The sequence below is a fragment of the Streptomyces sp. NPDC107517 genome (assembly GCF_055582645.1).
Genome location: NZ_JBVJPM010000009.1, coordinates 199,671 through 224,150, shown reverse-complemented (window position 1 = coordinate 224,150; position 24,480 = coordinate 199,671). Strand labels below are relative to the sequence as shown.

General features: G+C 71.9%; 25 protein-coding genes and 1 pseudogene. 17 read left to right on the top strand and 9 right to left on the bottom strand.

The window, feature by feature from the left end; translation table 11 throughout:
• The first annotated feature begins 28 nt into the window (after positions 1-28).
• From ACZ67T_RS22220 to ACZ67T_RS22195, 6 genes are all read left to right on the top strand, one after another.
• Positions 29-454, top strand: coding sequence for a nuclear transport factor 2 family protein (locus ACZ67T_RS22220; protein ID WP_469986236.1), 426 nt, complete (start codon positions 29-31; stop codon positions 452-454).
• 112 nt (positions 455-566) lie between these two features.
• A complete protein-coding gene (locus tag ACZ67T_RS22215; protein ID WP_469986235.1) occupies positions 567-1,289 on the top strand; it encodes a FadR/GntR family transcriptional regulator in 723 nt (240 codons plus the stop codon).
• A 517-nt stretch (positions 1,290-1,806) separates the two neighbouring features.
• Positions 1,807-2,766 carry a dihydrodipicolinate synthase family protein gene (locus tag ACZ67T_RS22210; RefSeq protein WP_469986233.1) on the top strand — a complete coding sequence of 320 codons (960 nt, stop codon included), beginning with the start codon at positions 1,807-1,809 and terminating at the stop codon, positions 2,764-2,766.
• On the top strand, positions 2,763-3,692 hold the full coding sequence (locus tag ACZ67T_RS22205) for an ROK family protein (protein ID WP_469986232.1): 930 nt from the start codon (positions 2,763-2,765) through the stop codon (positions 3,690-3,692). The genes ACZ67T_RS22210 and ACZ67T_RS22205 overlap by 4 nt, the downstream gene beginning before the upstream one ends.
• A 22-nt stretch (positions 3,693-3,714) precedes the next feature.
• On the top strand, positions 3,715-4,404 hold the full coding sequence (locus ACZ67T_RS22200; protein ID WP_469986230.1) for an N-acetylmannosamine-6-phosphate 2-epimerase: 690 nt from the start codon (positions 3,715-3,717) through the stop codon (positions 4,402-4,404).
• Positions 4,405-4,498: 94 nt separating this feature from the next.
• Complete coding sequence (locus ACZ67T_RS22195) at positions 4,499-5,983, top strand: sialate:H+ symport family MFS transporter (protein ID WP_469986228.1); 1,485 nt, start codon at positions 4,499-4,501, stop codon at positions 5,981-5,983.
• Here the strand turns inward: ACZ67T_RS22195 and sigJ are convergent.
• The gene (gene sigJ, locus ACZ67T_RS22190; protein ID WP_469986226.1) at positions 5,945-6,928 is read right to left on the bottom strand and encodes an RNA polymerase sigma factor SigJ; all 984 of its coding nucleotides are present in this window, start codon (positions 6,926-6,928) and stop codon (positions 5,945-5,947) included. The two genes, ACZ67T_RS22195 and sigJ, sit on opposite strands and share 39 nt — an antisense overlap.
• A gap of 145 nt (positions 6,929-7,073) precedes the next feature.
• On the opposite strand from sigJ, the gene ACZ67T_RS22185 reads away from it, so the two are divergent.
• Together ACZ67T_RS22185 and ACZ67T_RS22180 are read left to right on the top strand one after the other, a co-directional pair.
• A complete protein-coding gene (locus tag ACZ67T_RS22185) occupies positions 7,074-7,541 on the top strand; it encodes a nuclear transport factor 2 family protein (RefSeq protein ID WP_469986225.1) in 468 nt (155 codons plus the stop codon).
• Positions 7,538-8,170, top strand: a complete 633-nt coding sequence (locus tag ACZ67T_RS22180) for an LUD domain-containing protein (protein ID WP_469986223.1) — start codon at positions 7,538-7,540, stop codon at positions 8,168-8,170. Before ACZ67T_RS22185 ends, ACZ67T_RS22180 begins: the two co-directional genes overlap by 4 nt.
• Before the next feature lie 62 nt (positions 8,171-8,232).
• On the opposite strand, the gene ACZ67T_RS22175 is transcribed toward ACZ67T_RS22180, so the two are convergent.
• Positions 8,233-8,634 (bottom strand): hypothetical protein, encoded by a 402-nt coding sequence (locus ACZ67T_RS22175; protein WP_469986222.1) that lies wholly within the window; start codon positions 8,632-8,634, stop codon positions 8,233-8,235.
• Positions 8,635-8,740: 106 nt separating this feature from the next.
• A complete protein-coding gene (locus ACZ67T_RS22170) occupies positions 8,741-9,187 on the bottom strand; it encodes a MarR family winged helix-turn-helix transcriptional regulator (protein WP_469986220.1) in 447 nt (148 codons plus the stop codon).
• 182 nt (positions 9,188-9,369) lie between these two features.
• On the opposite strand from ACZ67T_RS22170, the gene ACZ67T_RS22165 reads away from it, so the two are divergent.
• The 3 genes from ACZ67T_RS22165 to ACZ67T_RS22155 all read left to right on the top strand — a co-directional run bounded on the left by ACZ67T_RS22165 (position 9,370) and on the right by ACZ67T_RS22155 (position 12,658).
• Positions 9,370-10,539 (top strand): serine hydrolase domain-containing protein, encoded by a 1,170-nt coding sequence (locus ACZ67T_RS22165; RefSeq protein ID WP_469986218.1) that lies wholly within the window; start codon positions 9,370-9,372, stop codon positions 10,537-10,539.
• 149 nt (positions 10,540-10,688) lie between these two features.
• A complete protein-coding gene (locus ACZ67T_RS22160) occupies positions 10,689-11,066 on the top strand; it encodes a hypothetical protein (protein ID WP_469986217.1) in 378 nt (125 codons plus the stop codon).
• Positions 11,067-11,188: 122 nt separating this feature from the next.
• Positions 11,189-12,658, top strand: a complete 1,470-nt coding sequence (locus ACZ67T_RS22155; RefSeq protein ID WP_469986216.1) for a SulP family inorganic anion transporter — start codon at positions 11,189-11,191, stop codon at positions 12,656-12,658.
• 19 nt (positions 12,659-12,677) lie between these two features.
• On the opposite strand, the gene ACZ67T_RS22150 is transcribed toward ACZ67T_RS22155, so the two are convergent.
• Positions 12,678-13,286, bottom strand: coding sequence for a TetR/AcrR family transcriptional regulator (locus ACZ67T_RS22150; RefSeq protein ID WP_469986215.1), 609 nt, complete (start codon positions 13,284-13,286; stop codon positions 12,678-12,680).
• A 124-nt stretch (positions 13,287-13,410) separates the two neighbouring features.
• Here ACZ67T_RS22150 and ACZ67T_RS22145 point away from each other — a divergent pair, with 124 nt between their 5' ends.
• The 4 genes from ACZ67T_RS22145 (at position 13,411) to ACZ67T_RS22130 (ending at position 17,489) form a co-directional block, all read left to right on the top strand.
• The gene (locus tag ACZ67T_RS22145; RefSeq protein WP_469986213.1) at positions 13,411-14,892 is read left to right on the top strand and encodes a cytochrome P450; all 1,482 of its coding nucleotides are present in this window, start codon (positions 13,411-13,413) and stop codon (positions 14,890-14,892) included.
• 117 nt (positions 14,893-15,009) lie between these two features.
• Positions 15,010-15,240: a hypothetical protein gene (locus ACZ67T_RS22140; protein WP_469986211.1), complete on the top strand. Its 231-nt coding sequence runs from the start codon at positions 15,010-15,012 to the stop codon at positions 15,238-15,240.
• A gap of 109 nt (positions 15,241-15,349) precedes the next feature.
• Complete coding sequence (locus ACZ67T_RS22135; RefSeq protein WP_469986210.1) at positions 15,350-16,600, top strand: cytochrome P450 family protein; 1,251 nt, start codon at positions 15,350-15,352, stop codon at positions 16,598-16,600.
• A 109-nt stretch (positions 16,601-16,709) separates the two neighbouring features.
• Positions 16,710-17,489, top strand: a complete 780-nt coding sequence (locus ACZ67T_RS22130) for an arylamine N-acetyltransferase family protein (protein ID WP_469986209.1) — start codon at positions 16,710-16,712, stop codon at positions 17,487-17,489.
• A gap of 58 nt (positions 17,490-17,547) precedes the next feature.
• Here the strand turns inward: ACZ67T_RS22130 and ACZ67T_RS22125 are convergent, their stop codons facing one another.
• The 4 genes from ACZ67T_RS22125 to ACZ67T_RS22110 all read right to left on the bottom strand — a co-directional run bounded on the left by ACZ67T_RS22125 (position 17,548) and on the right by ACZ67T_RS22110 (position 21,551).
• On the bottom strand, positions 17,548-18,336 hold the full coding sequence (locus ACZ67T_RS22125) for a nucleotidyltransferase domain-containing protein (protein WP_469986208.1): 789 nt from the start codon (positions 18,334-18,336) through the stop codon (positions 17,548-17,550).
• Positions 18,333-18,971, bottom strand: coding sequence for a TetR/AcrR family transcriptional regulator (locus ACZ67T_RS22120; RefSeq protein WP_469986207.1), 639 nt, complete (start codon positions 18,969-18,971; stop codon positions 18,333-18,335). Before ACZ67T_RS22120 ends, ACZ67T_RS22125 begins: the two co-directional genes overlap by 4 nt.
• 4 nt (positions 18,972-18,975) lie before the next feature.
• Complete coding sequence (locus ACZ67T_RS22115) at positions 18,976-20,445, bottom strand: MFS transporter (RefSeq protein WP_469986205.1); 1,470 nt, start codon at positions 20,443-20,445, stop codon at positions 18,976-18,978.
• A 212-nt stretch (positions 20,446-20,657) separates the two neighbouring features.
• The gene (locus ACZ67T_RS22110; protein ID WP_469986204.1) at positions 20,658-21,551 is read right to left on the bottom strand and encodes a LysR substrate-binding domain-containing protein; all 894 of its coding nucleotides are present in this window, start codon (positions 21,549-21,551) and stop codon (positions 20,658-20,660) included.
• Between the two features lie 127 nt (positions 21,552-21,678).
• On the opposite strand from ACZ67T_RS22110, the gene ACZ67T_RS22105 reads away from it, so the two are divergent.
• Both ACZ67T_RS22105 and ACZ67T_RS22100 read left to right on the top strand, forming a co-directional pair.
• The gene (locus tag ACZ67T_RS22105; protein ID WP_469986414.1) at positions 21,679-22,605 is read left to right on the top strand and encodes a DMT family transporter; all 927 of its coding nucleotides are present in this window, start codon (positions 21,679-21,681) and stop codon (positions 22,603-22,605) included.
• Positions 22,602-23,528: a Gfo/Idh/MocA family protein gene (locus ACZ67T_RS22100; protein WP_469986203.1), complete on the top strand. Its 927-nt coding sequence runs from the start codon at positions 22,602-22,604 to the stop codon at positions 23,526-23,528. The genes ACZ67T_RS22105 and ACZ67T_RS22100 overlap by 4 nt, the downstream gene beginning before the upstream one ends.
• Here ACZ67T_RS22100 and ACZ67T_RS22095 read toward each other — a convergent pair.
• Positions 23,496-24,360 (bottom strand): annotated as a pseudogene (locus ACZ67T_RS22095) (aminoglycoside phosphotransferase family protein). The gene ACZ67T_RS22100 and the pseudogene ACZ67T_RS22095 overlap by 33 nt on opposite strands.
• Positions 24,361-24,480: the final 120 nt, after the last annotated feature.

Here is a 24,480-nt window from a genome sequence, read left to right as displayed (position 1 = left end):
GGCGCCACGGGGGCGCGTTCGCACCGACATGGACACAGCTGACGCGGCACGGCGGTTCGTCGAAACCTGGGAGCGGGGGTGGGCGCGGCACGATGTTCCGGCGCTCCTCGCCCTCTACACGGAGGACTGCGAGCACCGCTCGATGCCGTTCAGGGCGCCGCACCGGGGCCGGGCGGCTCTCGCCGACTATCTGCGCTGGTCGTTCGAGGACGAGCGCCCGCTCGACGTACGGTTCGGGCCTCCGACGGTCGGGCCCGACGGACAGGCCGTGGCCGAGTTCCGGGTGGTGGCCGAGGAGAGCGGCGAGGTCTCGACGCTGGCGGGCTGCGTGTTCGTGCGTTTCCGCGGTGACGGGCTCGCCGTCGAGACGCGGGACTACTGGCACCGGACCAGTGGCCGGCAGGAGTCCGAGGGGGCGTTTTTCCTGGGAGCCGAGAACGGCAGGACACCCTGAGGGGCGGGGTGCCGGCCCCTCCGACCGAGGACATCTGATGTCCGACGCCTTGGTAGCGTGGAAGCGGCCCGGTCGGCGGGTCCAGGTTCGTCCAGAGGTGGGGAGACCGCGCATGCCCGGTACCAGGCCGGTCCGGCCGCTGCTCCGACAGGAAGTCGCCGACGGCATCAAGCGGTACATCCTCGAGAACCGGCTGCACCCCGGCGATCCGCTGCCCACCGAGACGGAGTTGTGCGAGGCGCTCGGCGCGAGCCGGTCCAGCGTCCGCGAGGCGGTCAAGATCCTGCACGCGCTCGACATCGTCGAGGTCAGGCACGGCCACGGCACGTACGTGGGACACCTCAGTCTGTCCGCGCTGGTCGAGAGCCTGACGTTCCGCGGGCTGCTGAGCCCCGACGACGACGTGCAGGTGCTCGCCGACCTCGTCGACGTGCGTGAGCTGTTCGAGCGCGGCATGGCCGAGCGGATCGTCGCGTCGCTCAGCGACGAGCAACTCGACGCGCTGGAACGCCTGGTGACCCGGATGAGCGACGCCGGCGTCGGCGGTGACGGCCAGGGGCTCATCGACGCCGACCGCGCGTTCCACGCCCTGCTCGTCGCGCCGCTCGGCAATGACCTGATGGGCCAGCTCTCGATGGCGTTCTGGGATGTGTACTCCATCGTGGCCCCGCAGATCGACGGCTTCACGCACACCGAGCAGGCGGAGACCGTCGCCGCGCACCACAGCATCGTGACGGCGGCCCGCGCGGGCGACGCGGCGGCGTTCGTCCAGGCCATCGGCGAGCACTACGCGCCGGTCCGGCGACGCATCTCCGAGGCCCGCACGCGCTCTTGACCGTGCCCTGCGGCGCCCCCAGTTCCCTCAACCAGAATCAGGCATCTGACGTCGGCTGCCCTCTCTTTCGTACGGACATCTGACGTCGGTTGCCGACATCCGGTCCACCGGGGCCAGTTGACCTCCCAGTACCTCGCCACCCGGGGAGACGGATTCCAGGGATGTCCTGCGACAACGGCAGGACATGGCCCGTGAAGAAGGTCGTCGGCCCCGACACGGCCGCCTGCTCCCCCTGCCCCGGCTGCCGGACGGACGCGTGGGCCTGCTGTGCGAGCGCGGCGACTGCCAGTACATGACGTACGCCGCGTTCGCCCTGGACTGGCTGGACGGCGGATGCGGGCGGCGTGGTGACACGCGCGTGACCACACAATCCCTGCGACCGGGTGACCGTCGCGGGAATGTGACCTCTACCCCTTGACCACCCCCGCGGGGTGCGACTTAAGGTGGCGCAGGACGTAGGACGTCTTATGTCTGACGCCCTACCCCCTCTGAACCGAAGAGAACCCGGAGCGCCGCCATGCCCCTGAACGCACCCCTTCGCGGAGTCGTCCCGCCCGTCTGCACCCCCCTCGACGCGACGGGCCAGGTGGACACCGCGTCCCTCGCCCGTCTCGTCGAGCACCTCGTCGCGGGCGGCGTGCACGGACTGTTCGCCCTCGGCTCGACCAGCGAGGTCGCCTATCTGACCGACGAGCAGCGTGCCGTCACCCTGCGGACCGTCGTGGAGGCGGCGGCGGGCCGGGTTCCCGTGCTCGCCGGTGTCATCGACACGACGACGGCGCGCGTCATCGCCCACGCGCGCGTGGCCGCCGAGCTCGGCGCCGACGCCCTGGTCGCCACCGCGCCCTTCTACACGCGCACCCACCCCAAGGAGATCGCGGGCCACTTCCGCACCCTGCGCGCGAGCGTGGACCTGCCGCTGTTCGCGTACGACATCCCGGTAGCCGTCCACAGCAAGCTCCCCGCGTCACTGGTGCGGGAGCTCGCCGAGGACGGCACGCTCGCCGGCCTGAAGGACAGCAGCGGCGACGAGGGCGGGCTGCGCCGGCTCATCGTCGAGCTGGGCGGCCGCGACGGCCGCACTGACGGGCCCGCCCAGCACTTCTCCGTCCTGACCGGATCCGAGCTCACCGTGGACTGCGCCCTGCTGGCGGGCGCGGACGGCGTCGTGCCCGGGATCGGCAACGTCGATCCCGCCGGATATGTGCGCCTCTACGACGCCGCGCTGGCCGGCGACTGGGCGCTCGCCGCCAAGGAGCAGGAGCGTCTCGTCGCGCTGTTCGGCATGGTCGACGTCGGCCCCGAGGCCGACATGGGGCGCAGCTCGTCCGCACTCGGTTCGTTCAAGGCGGCGCTGCGACTGCTCGGGGTCATCGAGTGCGGCGACACGGCGTTCCCGCAGATCCAGCTCGGCGCGGAGTCCGTCGCCGAGGTCGCGCGGCACCTGCGGGCCGCCGGGCTCACGCCGGTCCGATGACGGTCACGAGTCCGGCGATCGGCCTCGACCTCGGAGGCACGAAGATCGCCGCCGCGCTCGTCGCCCCGGACGGCACGGTCCTCGCCCGGCACACGCGGGCCACGCCCGCGGCCGACGGACCCGAGGCCGTGCTCGACGCGCTCGCCGACGCGGCCCGTTCGGTCGACGGCGGCGCCGGCCCCGGCGTCCTCGGGGTCGCCGCGGCCGGGGTGATCGACCCGGTGACGGGCACCGTCACCAGCGCCACCGACTCGATCCGCGGCTGGGCGGGCACGGCGCTCGCCGCCGGTCTGGCCGCCCGTACGGGACTCCCGGTGGCGTGCGACAACGACGTACGCGCGACGGCGGCCCCCGAACTGGCCGCCGCCGGCACGGGCGCGTCACTCGTCTACGCGGCGATCGGCACCGGTGTCGGCGGCGCGGTGGCCGTCGGAGGGCGCATGGTGCACGGAACCGCGGGCATCGCGGGCCACCTCGGCCATGTGCCGAGTCCGGAAGCGGCGGGGCTGCCGTGCACCTGCGGCGGCACGGGACACCTCGAAGCCGTCGCCTCGGGGCCCGGGATCGCCGCGCTGTACCGGCGACTCACGGGCCGGCCCGTGGAACGCCTGGAGACCGTGGCCGAGCGGGCCGCCTCGGGTGAGGAGCCCGCCGTGCGCGCCATCGTGACGGGCGCGGTCGCCGCGGGCCGGGTCCTTGGCGGTCTCGCGAACACGATCGGGCCGGACCGGGTCGTCGTCGGCGGCGGAGTGCCGCACATCGGGCCGCTCTACTGGGACGCGCTGACCGAGGCGTTCGCCGCCGAACTCATGCGGCCGCTGGCTCGGCTCCGGCCCTCCAGGCCCCTCTTCGGGGCCGACTCCGCCGTCGTCGGCGCCGCGCGTCTGCCCTCCCAGGTGCCGCTGCACGCGCCACCGCAGTCCTGAACACCCCTCCCTGGAGACCTCGATGAACGACCCCGCGCCCTCGTCCCCCGTCGCCGACCTGCTCAAGGGCCGGCTGATCGTCTCCTGTCAGGCGCCGCCCGGCGATCCCATGCGTGACACCGACACCCTCGTGCGGCTGGCGCGGGCCGCCGCGGCCGGCGGGGCGGCCGGGATCCGGGCCAACGAACCCGAGGTCGTCGCCGCGATCTCCGCCGCCGTCGACCTGCCGCTCATCGGACTGTGGAAGGACGGCGACAGGGGCGTCTACATCACGCCGACCGTCCGCCACGCCCTGGCCGTCGCCGAGGCGGGCGCCCACATCGTCGCGGCCGACGCGACCGCGCGCCTCCGGCCCGACGGCGGCACGTTCGCCGACATCGTGGCCGCGGTGCACACCGCCGGGGCCTTGGTGATGGCCGATGTGGCGACCCTCGACGAGGGCGTCGCCGCAGCCGCCGCCGGCGCCGACCTCGTGTCCACGACGCTGTCCGGCTACATTCCCGGCTCCCCCCGCCAGGACGGCCCCGACCTCGAACTGGTCGCCGCGCTCTCGGCCGCGGTGGACGTCCCGGTCGTCGCCGAAGGCCGTATCAGCACCCCCGAAGAGGCCGCGCTGGCGCTCGCGCGGGGCGCCCACAGCCTCGTCGTCGGCACCGCGATCACCGCACCCACCGCGCTGACCTCGCGTTTCGCGGCCGCACTCCCCCGGTGAGCAGTTCCCGCTCAACCCCCACTCAGGCCGTACCGCACCCCCCACACCGCAGACGGGACTCGACGGCGAGTCCTTCCGGCATCCTGGAGTAATCGTGCACACCACAGCCAAGCCACCGCTCCCCTGGTACCGCGAGGTGAGCCGCCCCCAATGGAAGGCGTTCTTCGCCGCCTGGATCGGCTACGTCCTCGACGGGTTCGACTTCGTCCTGATCACCCTCGTGCTGACCGAGATCAGCTCGGAGTTCGGCCTGACCACCGTGCAGGCCGCGAGCCTGATATCCGGCGCGTTCATCACGCGCTGGCTCGGCGGAGCCGTCCTGGGCGCGCTCGGCGACCGGTACGGCCGCAAGCTCTCGATGGTCCTCAGCATCCTGCTGTACTCCCTGGGCACGTTCGCGTGCGGCTTCGCCTGGGACTACACGAGCCTGTTCGTGGCACGCCTCGCGATCGGGATGGGCATGGCCGGCGAGTACAGCGCCAGCGCCACGTATGTCATGGAGAGCTGGCCCACACGGGTGCGCAACCGGGCCAGCGGGTTCCTGATCTCGGGCTTCTCGATGGGCTCGGTGCTCGCCGCACAGGTCTACAACTGGGTCGTGCCCACGCTGGGCTGGCGCTGGATGTTCTATGTGGGCCTGGTCCCGATCATTGTCGCGCTGTGGATGCGGCGGGCGCTGCCGGAGGCGGCGGACTGGAACGAATCGGTCGGCAAGCAGTCGCAGAAGGCGCGGCCGAACCCGTTCCGGCCGCTGTTCGCGACGCCCGCCAGGGCGACGGTGAACAGCGTCCTCGCCGTGGCCGCCACGGTGTCGCTGTTCGCGATCTTCACGCCCGTCGGCGACGGGCTCGTGCCCGTGCTGTCCGCCGTGGCCGCGGTGGCGCTGATCGCGTTCGCCGTGCAGCTGGGCGGGCGCAAGAGCTGGCTTCTCTATGTGTCGATGATCGTGACGATCTTCTTCGCGTTCCTGTACTCGTGGCCGATCCAGGCGCTGCTGCCGACGTACCTCAAGACCGAGCTGGGCTACTCGCCGGAACAGGTCACCGACGCCCTGTACTTCGCGGGCTTCGGCACGATGGCGGGCTGCTGGCTCGCGGGCTTCGCCGGTGACTGGATGGGCACGAAGAAGGCGTACGCGCTGACGCTGCTCGCCTCCCTGGTCTTCGTCTTCCCGGTGTTCGCGGTCCGCGACAACCTTTTCCTGCTCGGCGTCCTGCTCTTCGTGCTCCAGGCGACCAGCTTCGGCATCTCCGGGCTGCTGCCCCGGTACATCGGCGGCCACTTCCCCACCGAGAACCGCGCCGCCGCGCTGGGGTTCACGTACAACGTGGGCGCGCTCGGCGGGGCGGTCGCGCCGGTGCTCGGCGCGCATCTCGCGGCGGGCATGGACCTGGGACGCGCCCTGGCCGTGCTGACCTTTGCGGGCACGGTGATCGTGGTCCTTCTGGTCGGCTTCGACGTACCGGGCCGCCTGAACCGCCTCACCGACCCGGACGGCACCGTCGACCACCTCGCCGAAGCGGCGCCGGAGGCGGCTACGTCACCGTCCGACGGGCAGGTCCCCGCGGCGTCCCACTGACGCACGGGCCCCGCCACCGTCACGCTGTCTCCAAGGGCTGAGCTTCTCCGGATTGCGTACCGCCCAGATGTGGGTGATCCGGTCACCGGCGACGCGGAACGCGAACACGGTGACCGTGACGCCGTCCTGCTGGGCGACCAGGCCGGGCCGGCCGTTGACCGTGCGCTCCAACAGGGTCTGGTCGGGTGCGAGGCGAGCGACATTGAGAGAGGCGTGGGCGACCCGTTCGCGACCCGTGATCGGCCGCCGCAGGGCGCCGACCAGACCCCCGCCGTCCGCGATCACGGTGGCGTCGGGGTCGAGCAGGCCCACGAGGGCGCTCACGTCCTTCGCCGCCCAGGCCTGCTTGAACTCCCGGACGATGCCGGCCTGCGCGGTCGTCGGCCCGGCCGGAGCCTGGGAAGCGCGGATGCGGCGGCGGGCCGAGGAGGCCAGTTGGCGGCAGGCCGCCGGCGTACGGCCGACGATCTCGGCCACCTCCGCGAACGCGTAGCGGAAGACGTCGTGAAGGATGAAGGCGACGCGTTCGGCCGGCGTCATGGATTCCAGTACGACGAGAAAGGCCATGTCGACCGACTCGTCGAGGGTGATCCGGTCCGCCGGGTCCGCCGTGACGCCGTCGGTCCACTCCCGGCGTTCGGGAAGCGGCTCGGGGATCCACTCGCCCACGTACCGTTCCCTGCGCGCACGGGCGGAGCCCAGCAGATTGAGGCAGATACGGCTCGCGACCGTCGTCAGCCAGGCGCCGGGCGATGCGATGGCGTCCCGTTGCGGCCGGTCCATGGCGTACCAGCGGACGTACGTCTCCTGCACGACGTCCTCGGCGTCGGCCAGCGAGCCGAGGAGCCGGTACGCCAGATTGATCAGCTGGCGCCGCTCGCTCATGATCGCGGCCAGGCCCGGATCGGGCCGATGACCGTGTGCCGTCTCGGATCGGTTGGCCATGGTGTCGCGCACTCCCTTGCCTCTGCCTCGTGACTGCCCTCCATCTCTTTGACGGGACAGCCCTCCGGAATGTGACGCCGTTCGCGTCGCCTCACATTCCGGAGGGCTGCCTTGTCGTACGAGGTATACGGAACGGAGGAAGCCGATGACCGACTTTCAAGCGATCGCCGACCGCGTCGAGATCGAGGCGCTGCGCGGTGAGTTCACCGACGCGGCGATGATGCGCGACCGAGCCCGCCTCGCGTCCCTGTTCACGAAGGACGGCGTGTTGCGGATGCCCGACGTCCCCATCGAGATGAACGGCCGGGAGGAGATCCGCACCGGGGGCGAGCGGCTCCAGGCCCAGTGGGACTTCTTTGTGCAGAACACGCATCCGGGCGTGATCCGGATCGACGGCGACACCGCGACCGGCCGCGCCTACATGCAGGAGATCGCTCGCGTGCAGAGCGGTTTCCAGGGCCTCAACTACGCCATCTACCACGACCGTTACCGCCGCACCGACGAAGGCTGGAAGTTCTCCGAGCGGGTCTACGAGATCCGGTACCTCGACACCACCCCGCTGACGGGCTCCGCGCCGGCATGGGACCCCCACACGACCCAGGAGGCACGATGACCGTCTCGACTCCCGCCACACAGTTCACCGGCCCGGCGTCCGCGGACCGCTTGGAGCGGACGGCCGGCGCGCTGGCGGCGCACGGCTTCACCGTCGAGGTCCTCGATGACGCCGCGGGCGCGCGGAACCGGGTGCAGGAGCTGATCCCCAAGGACGCAAGTGTGTTCACCGTGGCCAGCGAGACGCTGCGGCTGTCCGGCATCGACGACGACATCAACACCAGCGGCCGGTACCGGGCGGCCGTCAAACCCCGCGCGCTGACCATGGACCGGGCCACCGAGGCCGACGACATCCGGCGCCTGATCGCCGTCCCCGATGTCGTCGTGGGCAGCGTCGCCGCGCTCACCGAGACCGGCTCCCTCGTGGTCGCCTCGGCCTCCGGAAGCCAGTTGCCCGCCTACGCCGGAGGCGCCGGGCGCGCGATCTGGATCGTCGGCGCGCAGAAGGTGGTGCCCGACCTGCCCATGGCGCTGCGCCGCCTCGAGGAACACGCCCTCCCCCTGGAATCCGCCCGGGCCCAGGAGGTCTACGGACAGCCCAGCGCCGTCAACCAACTCCTGGTCCTCAACGCGCAACCCCGCATCGGCCAGGGTTTCGTCCTGCTGCTCCGCGAGGCGATCGGGTTCTGAACCGTGCGCTTGACGTGGCCTCCCCCAGCTGACGCCGGGGGAGGCTGCGGGCGCGTGGGATGTCAGGCCGTGACGTCGATGTACGTCGAGGGACCGTAGCTCGATCCGCTGACCGGGGTGACGTACATGCGGACGGTCCTGCCCTCCTTGAGGTCTCCGCCCTTCCACCCGCTGCAGTAGCCGGCCGTATGGCCGCGGGTGTCGACGCGCCGGTCCATGATGCCGTCGTAGTCGTAGTCGAGCGCGGTCTCGATGCCCCAGCCGTCCGACTTCGTATCGCAGGCGCGGATCGCGTCGCCGGGGATCGAGCCGTCAGGATCGGCGTTCCAGGTGGCGTTGCCGGCGCCGCTGGGCGCGTAGATGGTGACCGTTCCGGCCCAGGCCTGGCCCTGGAGGCCGGCGACGAGGCCGATCGCGCAGGCACCGGTGGCGAGCGCTCTGATCACGGTGCTTCGGGTCTTCATGGTGTCCCCTCCCCTTGCCGGCGGGCCGGTGCCCCCCGACGCTCGGGGAGGAGAATGCCATACGTAGATCAACTTCGGGAGGCGGGGCACCCGTTCCCCGCCCCGCTCACTTCTCCACCAGTCGCTCCATGAGGGCGGTGGCCTCGGCGAGCGTGCGCAGTTCGGCCTCGTCGAGCTCGCCGGCCAGGGCCTGGACGAGCCAACTGTGCTTGGCGGCGCGGACCGAGGCGAGGGTGTGCCGGCCGCTCTCCGTGATGGCGACGACCGACTGACGGCCGTCGTGCGGGTCGGGTGTGCGCGCGACGAAGTCCTGTTCCTCCAGGGCTGCCAGGGTGATCCGCATCGACTGGGGCCGCACGTACTCGGCGCGCGCGAGGGCGGCCGTGGTGGCGGGGCCTTCGCCGTCGAGGCGCGCCAGTACGGTCCGCTGTGTCGGGGTGAGGAGGCTGTCGGGCGACGCGGTGCGCAGTCGCCTGAGCAGCCGTCCGACGACGGCCGACAGATCGGCGGCCACCTGTTCTGCGAGCGGCTCGTCCGCGGTTTCTCGCTGCATGGCCTCACCGTAGAAGGTCGGCAGGCAGCCTTGCAATTTCACCCCATTCCTCCTGACGGGTCGCCGTGGGCGATCCATCCGCCGTCACCCCTCTTCCCGCTGGTCCGACCAGTCGGTATGTTCACCTCCTGCGGACCCATCCCGACTCACCCCGCCTGAACGCTTCGGCCCACGGAGACGCCATGACCCAGTACGCGCCCGGCATCCAAGGACACTGCGACGCGCGCTTCGACGCCGTCCGCGCCGCCTTCGAGGAGAACTTCGACGAGCGCGGCGAACTGGGCGCGGCCGTCACCGTCCTGATCGACGGCACGCCCGTCGTCGACCTGTGGGGCGGCTGGGCCGACGCGGCCCGCACGCGCGCGTGGGAGCGCGACACGGTCGCCAACGTGTGGTCGACGACCAAGGGGCCGACCGCCCTGTGCGCCCACATCCTCATCGACCGTGGCCTGCTCGACCCGGACGCGCCGGTCGCCACGTACTGGCCGGAGTTCGCCGCGGCCGGCAAGGACGGCGTGCTCGTACGCCATCTGCTGTCGCACCGCGCCGGGCTGGCCGGGCTGCGCGAGCCGCACTCCCTGGAGCAGCTCTTCGACTGGGAGCTCACCACGTCCCGGCTCGCGGCACAGGAGCCCTGGTGGGAGCCCGGCACGGTCTCCGGATACCACGCGCTGACGTACGGGTTCCTGGTCGGCGAGGTCGTCCGGCGCGTCAGCGGGCTGCTGCCGGGCGCGTTCCTGGAGCGCGAGGTGACGGGCCCGCTCGGCATCGACTTCACGATCGGACTACCGGACAAGGAGGCGGGCCGCGCGGCGGAGATGGTGCACCCGCGCGCGCAGGCCGACAGCGAACAGTCCGCGATCTTCGCCCAGTTGGCGCCGGCCGCCCTCGCCGCGCTGACCAATCCGATCGCGGGCGCGTCCGAGGCCAACACCCCGGCTTGGCGCGCCGCCGAGATCCCGGCCGCCAACGGTCACGGCACGGCGCGCGCCGTCGCCGCGCTGTACGGAATCGTCGCGGGCAAGGGCCGGTCCGGGGACCGGCAGATCCTGTCCCCGGAGGCCGCCGAGCGGATCCGCGAGGGGCAGGGCAGCTGTCGCGACCTGGTCCTGGGCGCCGGGTTCACGCACGAGACGGAGCTGGGCCTCGGCCTCTGGCTGAGCGGGCCGAACGGATCGTACGGGCCGAACCCACGCGCGGTGGGACACGACGGTTTCGGCGGTTCCTTCGGGTCGGCCGACCCCGAGTCGGGTGTCGCGATGGGCTATGTGATGAACCGGATGGGCCCTCACATCGCCGACGACCCGCGGAAGATGGCCCTGATCAGCGCCGTGTACGACGCTCTCGGCTGACATCCGACCGCCGGAGATCGGCCACCACGCGCCGTCCCGCGCGCCCTTACCGCCGCGCAACCTTACGGTAACCACATGGGCAGTTCGCCAGGCTAATCTGCTGACTGCCCAAGAGGATGACGAGGCGACGCGACCAGGGAGCCGACCGGATGGCACGGGGCACGACGACAGCGAGGGTCTGCCTGATGGCCCTCACCGTCGGCATGCTCGTCCTCCAACTCCTGGTCAGGAGCGCCCCGTCCGCGTCCGCCCACGAGTCGGTGGCACACACCGGCGGCCCGGTCGCCACCTGCGACGACCTCGACCTGCCCTCGAGTTCGTCCCACCACTATCTGCCCCGCGACCGGCACCGCGCCGAGGAGTACGTGCCCGACGGCACCGTGCGCGGGGCCGCGTGCCCGTGGCAGGTCCAGGCCGGCGAGCCCGGCGTCGCGCCGACGGCAGGCGCCGGCGAGCGGTCCCCGCACCGCCAGCCGAGACGGGCCGCCGACTCCCTCCCCGTCATACTCCAGGTCTTCCGCTGCTGAGAGCTCCCGGGGGCAGGAGCAGTTCCCGCGGGTCTTCCGCGCACCGTCCTGCCCGCCTCCCGTGACACTCCGCACGTGTAGGACTACGCGCCCCGCACGGGGCGCGCTGGAGGTATGCGCTCGTGAAGCGTTTGGTACCGCGGCAAGACTTCGCCGCGTCTCTCGTCGTGTTCCTGGTCGCCCTGCCGCTGTGCGTGGGCGTGGCCGTGGCATCCGGCGTCCCGGCCGAACTCGGCCTCGTCACCGGCGTCGTGGGGGGTCTGGTTGCCGGGTCCATGCCCGGCAGCAGTCTTCAGGTGAGCGGGCCCGCGGCCGGGCTCACCGTCCTCGTGTACGAGGCCGTGCAGGCGTACGGCCTGCCGGTGCTCGGTGTCGTCGTGCTCGGGGCAGGGCTGCTCCAGCTCCTCATGGGCAGCCTGCGCCTGGGCCGCTGGTTCCGGGCGATCTCCGTAGCGGTCGTCGAGGGCATGCTCGCCGGGATCGGTCTCGTGCTGATCGCCGGGCAGCTCTACGCGATGGCCGACACGCCGGCGCCCGCGTCGGGGTCGGACAAACTCGCCGGGCTGCCCGGCCTGTTGATCGACTCGGCCTCCTCGCCGAAGGCGCTCACCGCGCTCGCCCTCGGCGTGGGCACGATCGTCGTACTGCTCGGCTGGAAACGGCTGCCCAGGGCGGCCCAGGTGGTGCCCGCGCCGCTCGCCGCGGTGGGGCTCGCGACGCTCGCGGTCGCCGGGTTCGGGCTGCCCGTCGCGCGCGTCGAGGTGCAGGGTCTGCTCCAGACGGTGCAGCCGCCCGGCGCCGACGCGTTCGAACAGCTCGCGAGCGTCGGGGTGATCGGCACCGTCCTCGCGTTCACCCTCATCGCCTCCGCGGAAAGCCTGTTCAGCGCGGCCGCCGTCGACCGGATGCACGACGGGCCGCGCACATCGTACGACAAGGAACTCATCGCGCAGGGCACCGGCAACACCGTGTGCGGGCTGCTCGGCGCACTGCCGATGACGGCGGTGATCGTGCGCAGTTCCGCCAACGTCCAGGCGGGCGCCCGCACCAAGGCGTCCCGGATCCTGCACGGAGTGTGGCTCCTGCTGTTCGCGGCGCTGCTGCCCGCCGCGCTCGGTGTCATCCCGGTCGCGGCGCTCGCCGCCGTCCTGGTCCACGCGGGCTGCAAGCTCATCCCCGTACGGCAGATCGCGGGGCTGTGGCGTGAACACCGGGGCGAGGCGCTGGTGCTGCTCGTCACGGCGGTGTCGATCGTCGCGGTCAGCATGTTCGAGGGCGTGCTCATCGGGCTGGCGCTCGCGGTGGCGAAGACGGCGTGGGAGGCCTCGCACGTGCGGCTCGACGTCATAGACAAGGGCGCGGGACCGATCCAGGTGTATCTGACGGGCAACGCGACCTTCCTGCGGCTGCCGAAGATCCTCGACAGCCTGGAGGCGCTGCCGCAGGACCGGCCCGTCGTGCTCGACCTGTCCGGTCTCCACCACCTCGACCACGCGTTCGGGACGGCGCTGCGGAACTGGGCGGACCGGCACAGCGGCGCAGACACGGAGCCCGTCAAGGTCACTCCGGGCCGGGCGACTCCGGGGGGCTGAGACCGGCCCGTGCGGCGCGCTACGGCGTGATCGCGCCGAGCAGGGCCCGCGCGCACAGGTCGCGCACCTGATCCCGTGACAGCTCCGGCTCGTCGAGCCACTCCAGGCACACGGCCACCATGAAGGCCAGCCAGCCGCGGACGGCGAGCCGGAGCACGGGGGATTCGCCGTCGATGTGGGAGCTGTCGGGGTCGGCGGCGAGCGCCTCGACGATCTGGCGCTCCTGCGCGGCCAGGCCCTGCCGGTACACCTCGCGCACGGCCGGGTCACCCGCGGCCTCGGCGCGGTGAAAGGCGCGGAAGCCCTCGCCGTGCGCCTCCACATAACCGAGGAACGTGTCCAGGCCCACGGCGATCTGCTCGCGCACGGGGATCCCGGGGACGGCCGCGGTCAGGCGCAGCATCCGCTCGCTCTCGCGCTGGACGACGGCGGCGAAGAAGTCCCGTTTCGTCGGGAAGTAGTGGTAGAGCAGCCCGCGCGAGACGCCGGCGATCTCGGCGACCTGCTCGATCCAGACGTCGTCGTACGTGCTCTGCGCGAAGAGCCGCGCACCCACGCCGAGCAGCTGTTCCCGGCGCTCCTCCGTGCTCAGCCGGCGGCGCGTGCGCTCCTGCTCCCTGGCGGCCATGACAGCACTTTACCCGCATTACTTGACGTGAATTCAATAGCGGGACCACACTGGGAAGCGTATTGAACCCACGTATAACAGCGGCTCGGGTACACGCACTCTCTACGTCCAGCAGGTGGGGATCATGGCTCAGTTGACGCAGCCGGCGACGGATTCGACAGCGCCGAAGGGCTTTCGCAGCGCCGAGCTCGGCTGGCCCGGACTCGACCGGATTCCGCACCCGCCGCGACGGGTGCCGTTCGTCGGCGACCTCCTCGGCGCGCATGTGCGCACGCCGGTGCAGGACTCCATGCGGATCGGCAAGGAGCTCGGGCCCGTCTTCCGCCGCAAGGCCTTCGGCAACGAGATCGTGTTCGTCTGGGGCACGCGGTTCGCCGCCGACATGGCCGACGAGTCGCGCTTCGCCAAGCACGTCGGCCTGGGCGTCGCCAATCTGCGGCCGGTGGCAGGTGACGGCCTGTTCACCGCGTACAACCACGAGCCCAACTGGCAGCTGGCCCACGACGTACTCGCTCCCGGCTTCGGCCGCGACGCGATGGAGGGCTACCACCCGCTGATGCTGGACGTCGCGCGGCGCCTGATGGCGTCATGGGACGCCCGGGAGACGGCGGGCGAGGCCGTGGACGTGCCCGGCGACATGACGAAGCTGACCCTGGAGACGATCGCGCGGACCGGTTTCGGCCATGACTTCGGGTCGTTCGAGCGGGAGCGGCCCCACCCGTTCGTGACGGCCATGGTCGGCACGCTGTCGTTCGCGCAGCGCCGCAACGTGGTGCCACCGGCGCTCGCACCCCTGCTCCTGCGGGGCGCGGAACGGCGCAACGCCGCGGACATGGCGTACCTCAACCGGACCGTGGACGACGTCGTCGCCGCGCGGCGGGCCGCGTCCGGATCACGCACCGACGGGCAGGGCGACCTGCTCGACCGCATGCTGGAGGTCGCCCACCCCGACACCGGGGAGCGGATCTCCCCCGAGAACATACGGCGCCAGGTCATCACCTTCCTCGTCGCCGGACACGAGACGACGTCGGGCGCACTGTCGTTCGCGCTGCACTATCTGGCGCACCACCCCGACGTCCTCGCGAAGGCCCGCGAAGAGGTGGAGCGGGTGTGGGGCGACGCGGACGAACCCGCGTACGAGCAGGTGGCCAAGCTCCGCTATCTGCGCCGGGTTCTCGACGAGTCCCTGAGGCTGTGGCCGACGGCTCCGGCGTTCGCCCGCGAGGCCACCGTCGACACGACGCTCGGCGGGGTCCACCCGATGCGCAGGGGAGCTTGGGCACTGGTCCTGACCGCACTCCTGCACCGCGACCCGGAGGCGTGGGGTGACGACCCGGAGGCCTTCGACCCGGACCGCTTCGCTCCGGCGGCCGTGCGTTCGCGCGCCCCTCATGTCTTCAAGCCGTTCGGCACCGGTGCGCGGGCGTGCATCGGCCGCCAATTCGCCCTGCACGAGGCGACATTGGTACTCGGCCTGCTGCTGCGGCGCTACGACCTGCACCCCGAACCGGGCTACCGCCTGCGCGTCGCGGAACGCCTGACGCTGATGCCCGAGGCCCTGCGGCTCAACCTGGGACGCCGGGCGAAGGTCCGTACAGCGGGCTGAGTTCGACGGCTGGGCCCCTCGGCTCTCGCGTCGAAGGCGAATTGTCAGACCCGTGCGCAAGAGTGGAGGCACATGTCTGTACATCCACGTCTTCGCCGAGCTGAGGGGCCCATCGATATGAACGCGACCAGGAGTGCCGAACTCGCCGCGGCCCAGGCCTGCCTGCGCCTGCTGCACACCGCGCGCGCCGCACTGACCGGTTGTGAGCCGGGGACCGCCGCCTCGCTGCTCGCCCTGCCGATCGCGGAGGCCGACGAGGCCCTGGACAGGGCGGGACTCGCGGGAAACGAGGCGTGGCTGCTGGAGAAGCTCTACGACTTGGGAACGGAGAAGCGCGTTCATACGTGAGGTAGGTGTACTCGTCCGTGGGCGAGGTATGTGTGTTCGTCCGTAGGTGACGTGCGTGCATCCACTGCCCGTGTCCCCCCGCATTCCCGCGACCGGTCAGGAGAGCTCGTTGACGATCCCACCCGTGGTCCCGCACCGCATCGACCCGGCCGGTGGCTGCCCGCACACGGCGAACGCGCGACTGCTCGACCAGGGCGTCGTCGCCCCGGTCGTGCTGCCCGGTGACGTCGAGGGCATGGTGGTCCTCGGCCACGAAGCCCTCAAGGACTTCCTCGCGCACCCCGATGTCGCCAAGAGCGCCCGGCACTTCACCGCGCTGCACGAGGGCCGCATACCCGACGGCTGGCCGCTCATGACGTTCGCGACCGTCCAGGGCATGACGACCGCGGACGACGAGGACCACCGGCGGCTGCGGTCGCTGGTGAGCCGGGCGTTCACGGCGCGCCGCGTCGAGGAGCTGCGGCCGCGCGTCGAGGAGCTGACCGGCGAGCTGCTCGACGGGCTGGAGGCAGCCGTGGCCGAGGGCGAGGACGTCGTGGAGCTGCGGCGGCATTTCGCGCTGCCGCTCCCGATGAGCGTGATCTGTGAACTGCTCGGTGTGGACGAGGAGTTCAGGGGACGGCTGCACCATCTGTCGGGCCGGGTCGTGGCCACCGACATCGGCCCGCGCGAGGCGGTGGCCGCCAACCGTGAGCTGGTGTCCGTCCTCGCGGCGGTCGCCGCGTCCCGGGCGAGCCGGCCGGGCGACGACCTGACGAGCGCGCTGATCGCGGCGCGCGAGGAGGACGGCGACCGGCTGAGCGAGCAGGAGCTGATCGGCACCCTGCTCCTGATGATCGTCGCCGGGCACGAGACGACGCTGAACCTGGTCACGAACGCCGTGCGCGCCCTGTGCGCCCACCGCGACCAGCTCGACCTCGTCCTGTCGGGCGGGGCGTCCTGGTCCGACGTGGTCGAGGAGACCCTGCGTTGGGACAGCCCTGTCAGCTACTTCCCGTTCCGCTACCCGAAGTGTGATCTGACGGTGGACGGCACGGTGATCCCCCGGGGCACTCCGGTGCTCGCGGGCTACTCGGCGGCGGGGCGTGACCGGAGCGCGCACGGCCCGGACGCCGACCGGTTCGACGTCACCCGTGCCTCGGCCGCCCGCCACATCTCGCTCGGCCACGGCCCGCACTACTGCCTGGGGGCGCCGCTGGCCCGATTGGAGGCGACCGTCGCCCTGGAGCGCCTGTTCACCCGTTTCCCCGGTCTCGATCTCGCCGCGCCCGACACGGAGCTCGCGCGGAAGGCGGGCTTCGTGGGCAACAGCGTCGACCAACTCCCGGTGCACCTGCGGCCGGTGGCCTCGGCGGTCTGAGGGACGGCTCGCGGGGGTTCCTGGTCCGCTGGTCCTAGGCCGCGCGACCTGGGCCGATACGGTCCTTCCGCCCGTGGCCCAAGTCCGCCCGGCCCCGCAGACTGACCCTATGGACGCCTCACGCACCGACGCCTATCTCCGCCGCATCGCGACGCCGCGCCCTGCGGCGCCGACCGCGCAGGCACTGCGCACCTTGCACCTCGCGCACCAGCGGACGGTCCCGTTCGAGAACCTCTCGATCCACCTGGGCGAGGACATCTCCATCGATGAGGACGCGGTCGTCGCCAAGCTCGTGGACCGTCACCGCGGCGGCTTCTGTTACGAGCTCAACGGCGGGTTCGCGGCGCTGCTCACCGCGCTGGGCTTCGAGGTGTCGCTGCACCAGGGCCGGGTGTACGGCAAGGGCGGGCATCTCGGCATCCCGTACGACCATCTTGCCCTCCGGGTCCGCACCGCCGACGGGGCCGATCTCCTCGCGGACGTCGGTTTCGGGGCGCACAGCCACTTCCCGCTCGACCTCGGCGAGCGGGGGGAGCAGCGGGATCCGGGCGGCGTCTTCCGGATCGCCGAGACGAAGGAGGGCGACCTCCTTGTGTCCAAGGACGGGGTACCGGAGTACCTCCTCGAACAACGGCCGCGCGAGCTGCGCGACTTCGAGGTCGGGTGCTGGTACAACTCCACGTCGCCGCAGTCGGCGTTCACGCGGTCGCTGGTCTGCTCGCTGGTCACGGACGAGGGCCGGCTGACCCTGAGCGGACGCACGCTGAAGACGACGGCCGGCGGCGAGCGCCACAGCAGGGAGCTCGCGTCCGACCGGGAGGTGCTTGACACGTACCGCGACGCGTTCGGCATCGAGCTCGACCGGGTGCCTCCGGACCCGGCCGCCTGAATCCAACCCTGCGGCTGTCCACCTCTGCGGCCCGCCGGGCTCTGCGGCTGCCCGGTTCTCAGCTGTCGGCGGTGTGCTCGGCGACGGTGCGGTCGAGTGCGGGGACGAGCCAGTCGAGGGTCAACTCCGCGCGGCGCGCGAGCCATCCGGGATCGGGAGCGGTGTCGGCCGGGCCGGCCTCGTACCGTCGGCGTTCGATGTCCGCCACGACCTCGGCGGGCGCGCCCAGTTCGGTGAGGACGGCGAGTGCCTCGGCCTTGCTGACAAGAGTTCCGTCGCGCAGGGTGACCGTGGCCCGGGCCAGGACCATCAGTCCCAGGTCGACCCAGACATTCTCCCGCCACAACTCGGGGCGCCCGGTCCTGGGCCGCCAGTAGCCGGCCAGGTCGGTGAGGATGTACTCCCTGAGCCTGCGGTCGTCCACCGGCGGCAGGGTGCCCGCGATGGGGTCTCCATGGAGCACGAGGCCGTAGGTGTGGAGTTCGCGACGGGTGATGGGCGTGACCGTGCGGGCGTATGCCTCCCGGTGGGCCCAGGTGAAGTGCGCACGGTCAGGGTCGTCGAGGTCCCCGTGCGGCAGGTAGGAGCAGTGGAGGTGGGCCGCGAGGGGCAGTTCCGCGTCGATTCCCTCGTGCAGCGTGGCGAGCCGTTCCTCCTCGTCCGGCTTGAGCGGGTGCGGGACGACGACGATCAGGTCGAGGTCGCTGCGCCCTTCCTGGTAGTCCCCGCCGGCGAGCGACCCGTGCGCCCACAGCGAGAACGGGGCGGGCAGTGCCTCGCGCAGCCCGGTCAGAAAGCGGTCGAGCAGGTCGGCCGTGGCCGCCGGATGTGCCTCCGCTGTAGTCATCCGGTCAGTGTGCCAGGAGTCAACTGGGCTTGTACCGCTGGTCCGTAGCGTTCGGTGATCTCTTCGACCGAGGCGGAGCGCACATGGGGGCCGCGTGCGATTCCGTACATGACGCCGAGACCGAGGAGCAGGGAGACGGCAAGCTCGGCGCGCAGGCCCGCATCCGGTCCGTGCAGGCGCTCGGCGAGGCGGTCGCTGACCTGCCCACGGAAGTTGGCGCGCAGGATGTCGCCCTGCTCGCCGTGGAGCGGGGCGAACACGATGCGCAGGATGGGGTCGGTGCCGCGCTCGGACTGGCCGGTGAGGAGGTGGCGCACCATGTGCCGGCCGAGGTCGTCCAAAGGCGCGTCGAGGAAGGTCTCCACGTCCGCCTCGAAGTTCATGACCTGGGAGAACAGGGCGTCCTTGTTGCCGAAGTACTTCAGGATCAGCGGGGCGCTGACCCCGGCGCGCTCGGCGACGGCCTTGAGGGTGATGTCGGTGTGCGCGTGCCGGGCGAGGAGGTGGCGGCAGGCGCGGATGATCGCCGTCTTGGTCGCCTCTGCGTCACGGCGCGCCGGCCCCGACCGGTGGCCGTCTCTCACACCGGAGGTGGATTCCGACTCGGCGGATGCCGTCGGGGCCGGGCTCGTCACGGGGTCACGCTCCTTCGAGGGCCTTCTCCGTCCGTCCGGTCGTGCCGCCGTCGGACTTGCGCTCTCCATTGTCCGCCGCGTCGGCCGGGACGGTGAACGCGGCCACTATCACCGTGAGGGCGACCGCACCGGCCATGAGGAAGGCCATCTGGTAGCCGCGCAGCGCGGGGAAGCCGGCACCGGTGGCGTGGTGGACGAGGATCGCTGCGACGGCGGCGCTGGAGACGGCCTGGCCGATGGTCCGCATCAGGACGTTCACGCCGTTCGCGGACGCGGTCTGACCCGCGGGCACGGCCCGCAGGATGAGGGTGGGCAGCGCCGAGTACGCGAACGTGGTGCCGGTCGACACGATCGCGGCACCCAGGACGATCACCCACAGATCGCGGCTGTCCGCGATGCGGACGACATAGCCGAGCGCCATCGCGGCGCCGCCGATGGCGAGGCTCACGCGGGGGCCGCGCGCCGCGGAGACGCGGGCCGACACCGGTGACAGGAGCAGCATGATCACGCCGTTGGGCAGCAGGCACAGGCCGGTCTGCACGATGGAGAGGCCGAGCCCGTAACCGCTGGACCTGGGCGCCTGGACCAGCTGCGCTGTGACGAGCGAATTGGCGTAGAAGGCGAATCCGGCGAGCAGGGCGGCGAGGTGCGGCAGGCCGACGCGGCGGCCCACGGCGAGCCGGAGATCCACCAACGGTCGGTCGGCCCGCAGCTGCTGCCACGACCACAGCGCGAGGATCACGACGGCGCCGGCGAACAGGCCGACCACGCGGACGGTGCCCCAGCCCCACTGGCCGCCCTGTGACACGGCGAGCAGCAGGCAGACGAGGCCGCCGGCGAGCCCGGCCGCGCCGAGCGTGTCGAACCGGCCCGGTTCGCGTACGGGCGACTCGCGCACGGCCCAGCAGGCGAGCGCGAGGCCGAGCGCTCCGAGGGCGCTGGTCGCCCAGAACATGACGTGCCAGTTCGCGTACTGGACGATCAGGGCGGCGAGCGGCAGGCCGAGCGCGGCGCCGATCCCGACGGTCGAGCTCATGAGGGCGACCGCGGATCCCGTGCGGTGGGGCGGGAGTTCGTCGCGCAGGATGCTGATGGAGAGCGGAACGACCGCGGCGGCCGCGCCCTGGAGCGCGCGGGCCGCGATCAGGACGCGGATGTCGGAGGTGAGCGCGCACAGCACCGAGCCGCCGGTCATCAGCCCCAGCGCGAGCAGGAGCACGCGCCGCTTGCCGTACATGTCGCCCGCCCTGCCGAGCACGGGGGTGAGGACGGCGCCGGCGAGGAGGGTCGCGGTGACCGTCCAGGAGACCGCGCCGGGCGAGGCTCCGGTCAGCCGGGGCAGGTCGGGCAGCAGCGGGACCACGACGGTCTGCATGACGGCCATGAGGATGCCGCCGAAGGCGAGGACCGGGATCGTCAGCCGGCCGCGCAGGCCGGACGGAGGAGCCATTTCGGGGCGTATGTCGGTTTTCATGTCGGGGTTTATCGCGGGCTCCATGAGCGCTCCGGTGGACGCCTCGAGGGCGGGGGCGGGAGGTGTGGTGAATTCCTATTCACCTACATGGTGAATCAGTATTCACCAGAGTGCTCACACCTGACCAGAACACACGAACAAATCCCTGCATACCAGGTGCAATCCCCCGCATGTTCCACCCACACCCTCAACCCGGCCCCCGAACCCGGCCCTCAGCCCTTCGCCGCCTCCCGCACCGCCTCGACGAACCCATGGAGGGCGGGCTGCGTGGGGGCCGTGTCGCGGGTGGCCGCACAGATCACCCGCATCGGCTCCGGTTTACGGACCTTGCGCAGGACGACGTCGGGGTGCCGGTTCCTGAGGCCCATCAGAGGCATGAGGCCGATGCCCATTCCGGCCGCGACAAAGCCCTGGGCAGTCGCGTAGTCCTGGCTCGCGACCGAGAAATCAGGGCTGAATCCGGCGGCGGCACAGGCGTCGCGGACAATCTCGTGACAGGGGCCCGCGACACCCTCGGTGTCGACCCAGGGTTCGTCGGCGAGTTCGGCGAGGTCGATGACACGCCGTTCCGTGAGCGGATGGTTCTTGGGCAGGACGGCACGGTAGGGGTCGTCGGCCAGGTGGCTCATGCGGATCCCGATGGGCGGCACGTCACGCGTGCGCACCACGACGGCCACGTCGGCCCGCCCCTGGCGCACCTCGGGCAGCGGATCCTCGGGGTCGGTCACTCTCAGGTCGACGCGCACGCCGGGGTGCCGCTCGCGCAGGCGCGCCACGGCGGGCGCCACGAGCGCGGCTCCGGCGGTGGCGAAGTAGCGCACGGCGAGTGTGCCGGTGCGGCCGTCACGCAGGTCGGCGAGTGCGGTCTCGGCCTCGGCGACCTGGCGGCTGATGGCGTCCGCATACTGCGTGAGCAGCCGCCCCGCCTCTGTGGCCTGCACTCCTCTGCCGACGCGTTCGAGGAGCGCCGTGCCCGCCTGTTTCTCCAGGGCGGCGACCTGCTGGCTGATGGCGGACGGCGTGTAGCCGAGGTTCGCCGCCGCGGCGGTGACCGAGCCGCTGGTGACCACGGCGCGCAGGACCTGCATACGTCGCACATCGAGCATGTAGGAGAGGTTAACAGTGGGTCCAGGACTTTTCACTTGTCCTGTTGAGTCGGGTGAGGGAGCGTACGAAGCCAGGACGACGAGTGGGAGGTGCGAGGTGTTCGGTGGACGCGGCGCGGCGGTGCGGATGGGGGTGCTCGCGCTTCTTTGGGGCTCCGGGTTCCTGTGGATCAAGCTGGCGCTTCAGCACGGGTTTTCACCGGTGCACATCGTCGTGGTGCGGTGCGCGCTCGGCGCGGGCGTCCTGTTCACGCTGAGCCGGGCGACCGGACAGCGGCTGCCCCGCGACCGCCGCACGTGGGGCCGCCTCGTGGTCGCCGCGTTCTTCTGCAACGCGGTCCCGTTCGCCCTCTTCGGCGTCGGCGAGCGGACCGTGGACTCGGGCGTCGCCGGCGTACTCAACGCCACAACTCCCTTGTGGTCACTACTGATCGGCGTCGCCCTCGGGTCGGAGCGCGGCCTGCGACCACTGCGGCTGACAGGTCTGCTGCTCGGCCTCGCCGGTACGTTGCTGATCTTCGCGCCGTGGCAGCGAGCGGGCCTCGCGAGCTGGGGCTCGCTCGCCCTGCTCGCGGCCGCGGCGAGCTACGCGGTGGCGTTCGCGTACATGGGGCGCAAGCTCACCGGGCCCGGGGTCCAGCCGATCGCCCTGTCCTCGGCACAGTTGACGACCGCGACGGCACTCAGCGTGCTGGCGCTGCCCTTCGGCGATTCGCCCACCTCCGATGTCGACCTGACGGGCGTCGTCTCGGTCGCGATCCTCGGGATCTTCGGCACGGGCGTGACGTTCCACCTCAACTACCGTCTGATCGCGGACGAGGGCCCGACGAGCGCGGCGACGGTCGGCTATCTCCTGCCGGTCGTCTCGGTGGCGCTGGGCGCCTTCGTACTCGACGAGGACCTGTCGGCGCGAGTGGTGGCGGGGATGGCGGTCGTGCTGGCCGGCGTGGGGATGACGCGAAAGATCTCGGCCCGGCAGGGAGCTCGTGAGGCCTCCGGGACGGCGACCGTTCCTGTTCCCTCCGCCGCACGCCAGCCATACTGCCGACCATGACTTCTGCTGCCACCACCCTTCGCGTCGGGCTCGTCGGCACCGGCGCCTGGGCCTCGAACACGCACGCCGCCGCTCTGCGCGCCCACCCGGGGACGGATCTCGTGGGTGTCTGGGGGCGCAGGCCCGAGGCCGCTGCCGAGGTCGCCGCCACCCATGGGGCACGGGTCTTCGAGGACGTCGACGAACTGTTCGCGGCGTGCGACGCGGTGGCGTTCGCGGTGCCGCCGGACGTACAGGCCCCGCTCGCCGCGCGGGCCGCCGCCGCGGGCTGTCATCTTCTCCTCGACAAGCCACTGGCCACGTCGGTGCCCGCGGCCAGGGAGGTCGTGGACGCCGTACGGGCCGCGGGGGTCGCGTCCGTCGTGTTCTTCACCCTGCGCTTCGCGACCATCACGTCCGACTGGCTGGCCCAACAGGCCGCCGAGGGCAACTGGTTCACGGGTCGGGCCGACTGGTACGGGTCCCTGTACACCCCAGGCGACACCTCGGAGCTGACCGCGTCACCGTGGCGGGTCGGGCGCGGCGCCCTGTGGGACGTCGGCCCGCACGCCCTGTCCGTACTGCTTCCGGTGCTCGGGGACGTCACGTCCGTGGCGGCCGCGCGAGGCCCGGCGGACACCGTGCATCTGGTCCTCGCGCACGCCTCGGGCGCCTCCGCCACGGCGGCGCTGAGCCTGACCACTCCGGCGAAGGCGGCGGGCGTCGCCGTGGAGCTGCGCGGGGAGTCCGGCATCGCGTCGATGCCGACGGGCGGTGAGTCGGTCGACGCGTTCGGGGCGGCCATCGACGCGCTCCTGGAGTCGGTGCGCACGGGACGGCCGCACGCCTGCGACGCCGCGTTCGCGTTGCGTGTCACGGAGATCCTCGCCACGGCTGAGGCCCGCCTCGCGTCACCCGGCGGCGAACCAGGCCCCGGCGAGTGAGTCGAGCGTCGCCACCGGCGGCGCGGGCAGTTCCCGCAGGTACCAGGGCAGATCGCTGTACACGTGCAGGAGTGTGTACGCCATCACCGTGCGGGGCGCGAACGCGCGGCCGTAGGCCTCGGTGAAGCGGGTCATCAGGCGCGGGTCGGCCCGGGTGACGAACAGGCCGACAGCCACGAAGTCGTACGCCGGGTCGCCGATCATGGCGGGCTCGAAGTCGAGGAGCCCGGTCAGCTTGCGGTTGTGGGGGCCGACGACGAGGTGCTGGCGCATGAACTCCGTGTGCAGCAGGACGCGTTCGGGCCCGCACGGCAGCGTGACGGAGTCGAGGAAGGCGGAGACATGCTCCAACCAGCCCTCTGCGAGGCCGTGTTCGCGCTGCTGCCGTAAGGCGCCCGCACGCTGCTTGCGCACGAATGTCCCAGTCCTGCGGGCCCACCGCGCCGGCGAGGGGCGTGGGGTCGAGGGCATGCAGTGCGGCGAGGCACTCCCCCGCCTCGCCGACGATGCGGTCCTGGTCGGCGCGCGGGATGCCGGCGGGCCAGGCCACGGCAAGGTCTTCACCAGGCAGCCGGGACATCAGGATGTAGTGCCACCCGTTCTCGTACGTGCCCGCCGAGCGGACCTCGGGGGTGGGGACGGGGAGCCTGCCTTCGAGCTGGGCGAGAACCCGGGCCTCGGTGACGCCGTCCTCCGCCGCGGCTGCCGGGAACAGCTTCAGGACGTGCTCGTCGCCGACGGCGTAGACGGGCTGAGTGCCCGCTTCGTAGCGCGTGAGCGGGATGCCGGTGAGGCCGAGCCGGGCGCAGAGGTCGTCCGCTCCCCGCCGCATGACCGCTTCGTCGGGGACCACGGCGTCCCATCGTGCGTCGGCTTCCACGAGGGGCAGCATGGCCCGCACCCTAGGGCGCGGGCCGGAGGGCCTCAACGGGAATTCGGCACCCGCGCCTGC

Bases quoted from the DNA above. Each gene is read 5' to 3' on its own strand.
- ACZ67T_RS22160 (WP_469986217.1), top strand. From the start codon at position 10,689: ATGGCACGGGGCACGACGACAGCGAGGGTCTGCCTGATGGCCCTCACC.
- ACZ67T_RS22220 (WP_469986236.1), top strand. From the start codon at position 29: ATGGACACAGCTGACGCGGCACGGCGGTTCGTCGAAACCTGGGAGCGG.
- ACZ67T_RS22125 (WP_469986208.1), bottom strand. From the start codon at position 18,336: ATGACTACAGCGGAGGCACATCCGGCGGCCACGGCCGACCTGCTCGAC.
- ACZ67T_RS22185 (WP_469986225.1), top strand. From the start codon at position 7,074: ATGACCGACTTTCAAGCGATCGCCGACCGCGTCGAGATCGAGGCGCTG.
- sigJ (WP_469986226.1), bottom strand. From the start codon at position 6,928: ATGGCCAACCGATCCGAGACGGCACACGGTCATCGGCCCGATCCGGGC.
- ACZ67T_RS22170 (WP_469986220.1), bottom strand. From the start codon at position 9,187: ATGCAGCGAGAAACCGCGGACGAGCCGCTCGCAGAACAGGTGGCCGCC.
- ACZ67T_RS22105 (WP_469986414.1), top strand. From the start codon at position 21,679: ATGGGGGTGCTCGCGCTTCTTTGGGGCTCCGGGTTCCTGTGGATCAAG.
- ACZ67T_RS22130 (WP_469986209.1), top strand. From the start codon at position 16,710: ATGGACGCCTCACGCACCGACGCCTATCTCCGCCGCATCGCGACGCCG.
- ACZ67T_RS22165 (WP_469986218.1), top strand. From the start codon at position 9,370: ATGACCCAGTACGCGCCCGGCATCCAAGGACACTGCGACGCGCGCTTC.
- ACZ67T_RS22100 (WP_469986203.1), top strand. From the start codon at position 22,602: ATGACTTCTGCTGCCACCACCCTTCGCGTCGGGCTCGTCGGCACCGGC.
- ACZ67T_RS22200 (WP_469986230.1), top strand. From the start codon at position 3,715: ATGAACGACCCCGCGCCCTCGTCCCCCGTCGCCGACCTGCTCAAGGGC.
- ACZ67T_RS22210 (WP_469986233.1), top strand. From the start codon at position 1,807: ATGCCCCTGAACGCACCCCTTCGCGGAGTCGTCCCGCCCGTCTGCACC.
- ACZ67T_RS22150 (WP_469986215.1), bottom strand. From the start codon at position 13,286: ATGGCCGCCAGGGAGCAGGAGCGCACGCGCCGCCGGCTGAGCACGGAG.
- ACZ67T_RS22115 (WP_469986205.1), bottom strand. From the start codon at position 20,445: ATGAAAACCGACATACGCCCCGAAATGGCTCCTCCGTCCGGCCTGCGC.
- ACZ67T_RS22110 (WP_469986204.1), bottom strand. From the start codon at position 21,551: ATGCTCGATGTGCGACGTATGCAGGTCCTGCGCGCCGTGGTCACCAGC.
- ACZ67T_RS22215 (WP_469986235.1), top strand. From the start codon at position 567: ATGCCCGGTACCAGGCCGGTCCGGCCGCTGCTCCGACAGGAAGTCGCC.
- ACZ67T_RS22180 (WP_469986223.1), top strand. From the start codon at position 7,538: ATGACCGTCTCGACTCCCGCCACACAGTTCACCGGCCCGGCGTCCGCG.
- ACZ67T_RS22145 (WP_469986213.1), top strand. From the start codon at position 13,411: ATGGCTCAGTTGACGCAGCCGGCGACGGATTCGACAGCGCCGAAGGGC.
- ACZ67T_RS22140 (WP_469986211.1), top strand. From the start codon at position 15,010: ATGAACGCGACCAGGAGTGCCGAACTCGCCGCGGCCCAGGCCTGCCTG.
- ACZ67T_RS22175 (WP_469986222.1), bottom strand. From the start codon at position 8,634: ATGAAGACCCGAAGCACCGTGATCAGAGCGCTCGCCACCGGTGCCTGC.
- ACZ67T_RS22205 (WP_469986232.1), top strand. From the start codon at position 2,763: ATGACGGTCACGAGTCCGGCGATCGGCCTCGACCTCGGAGGCACGAAG.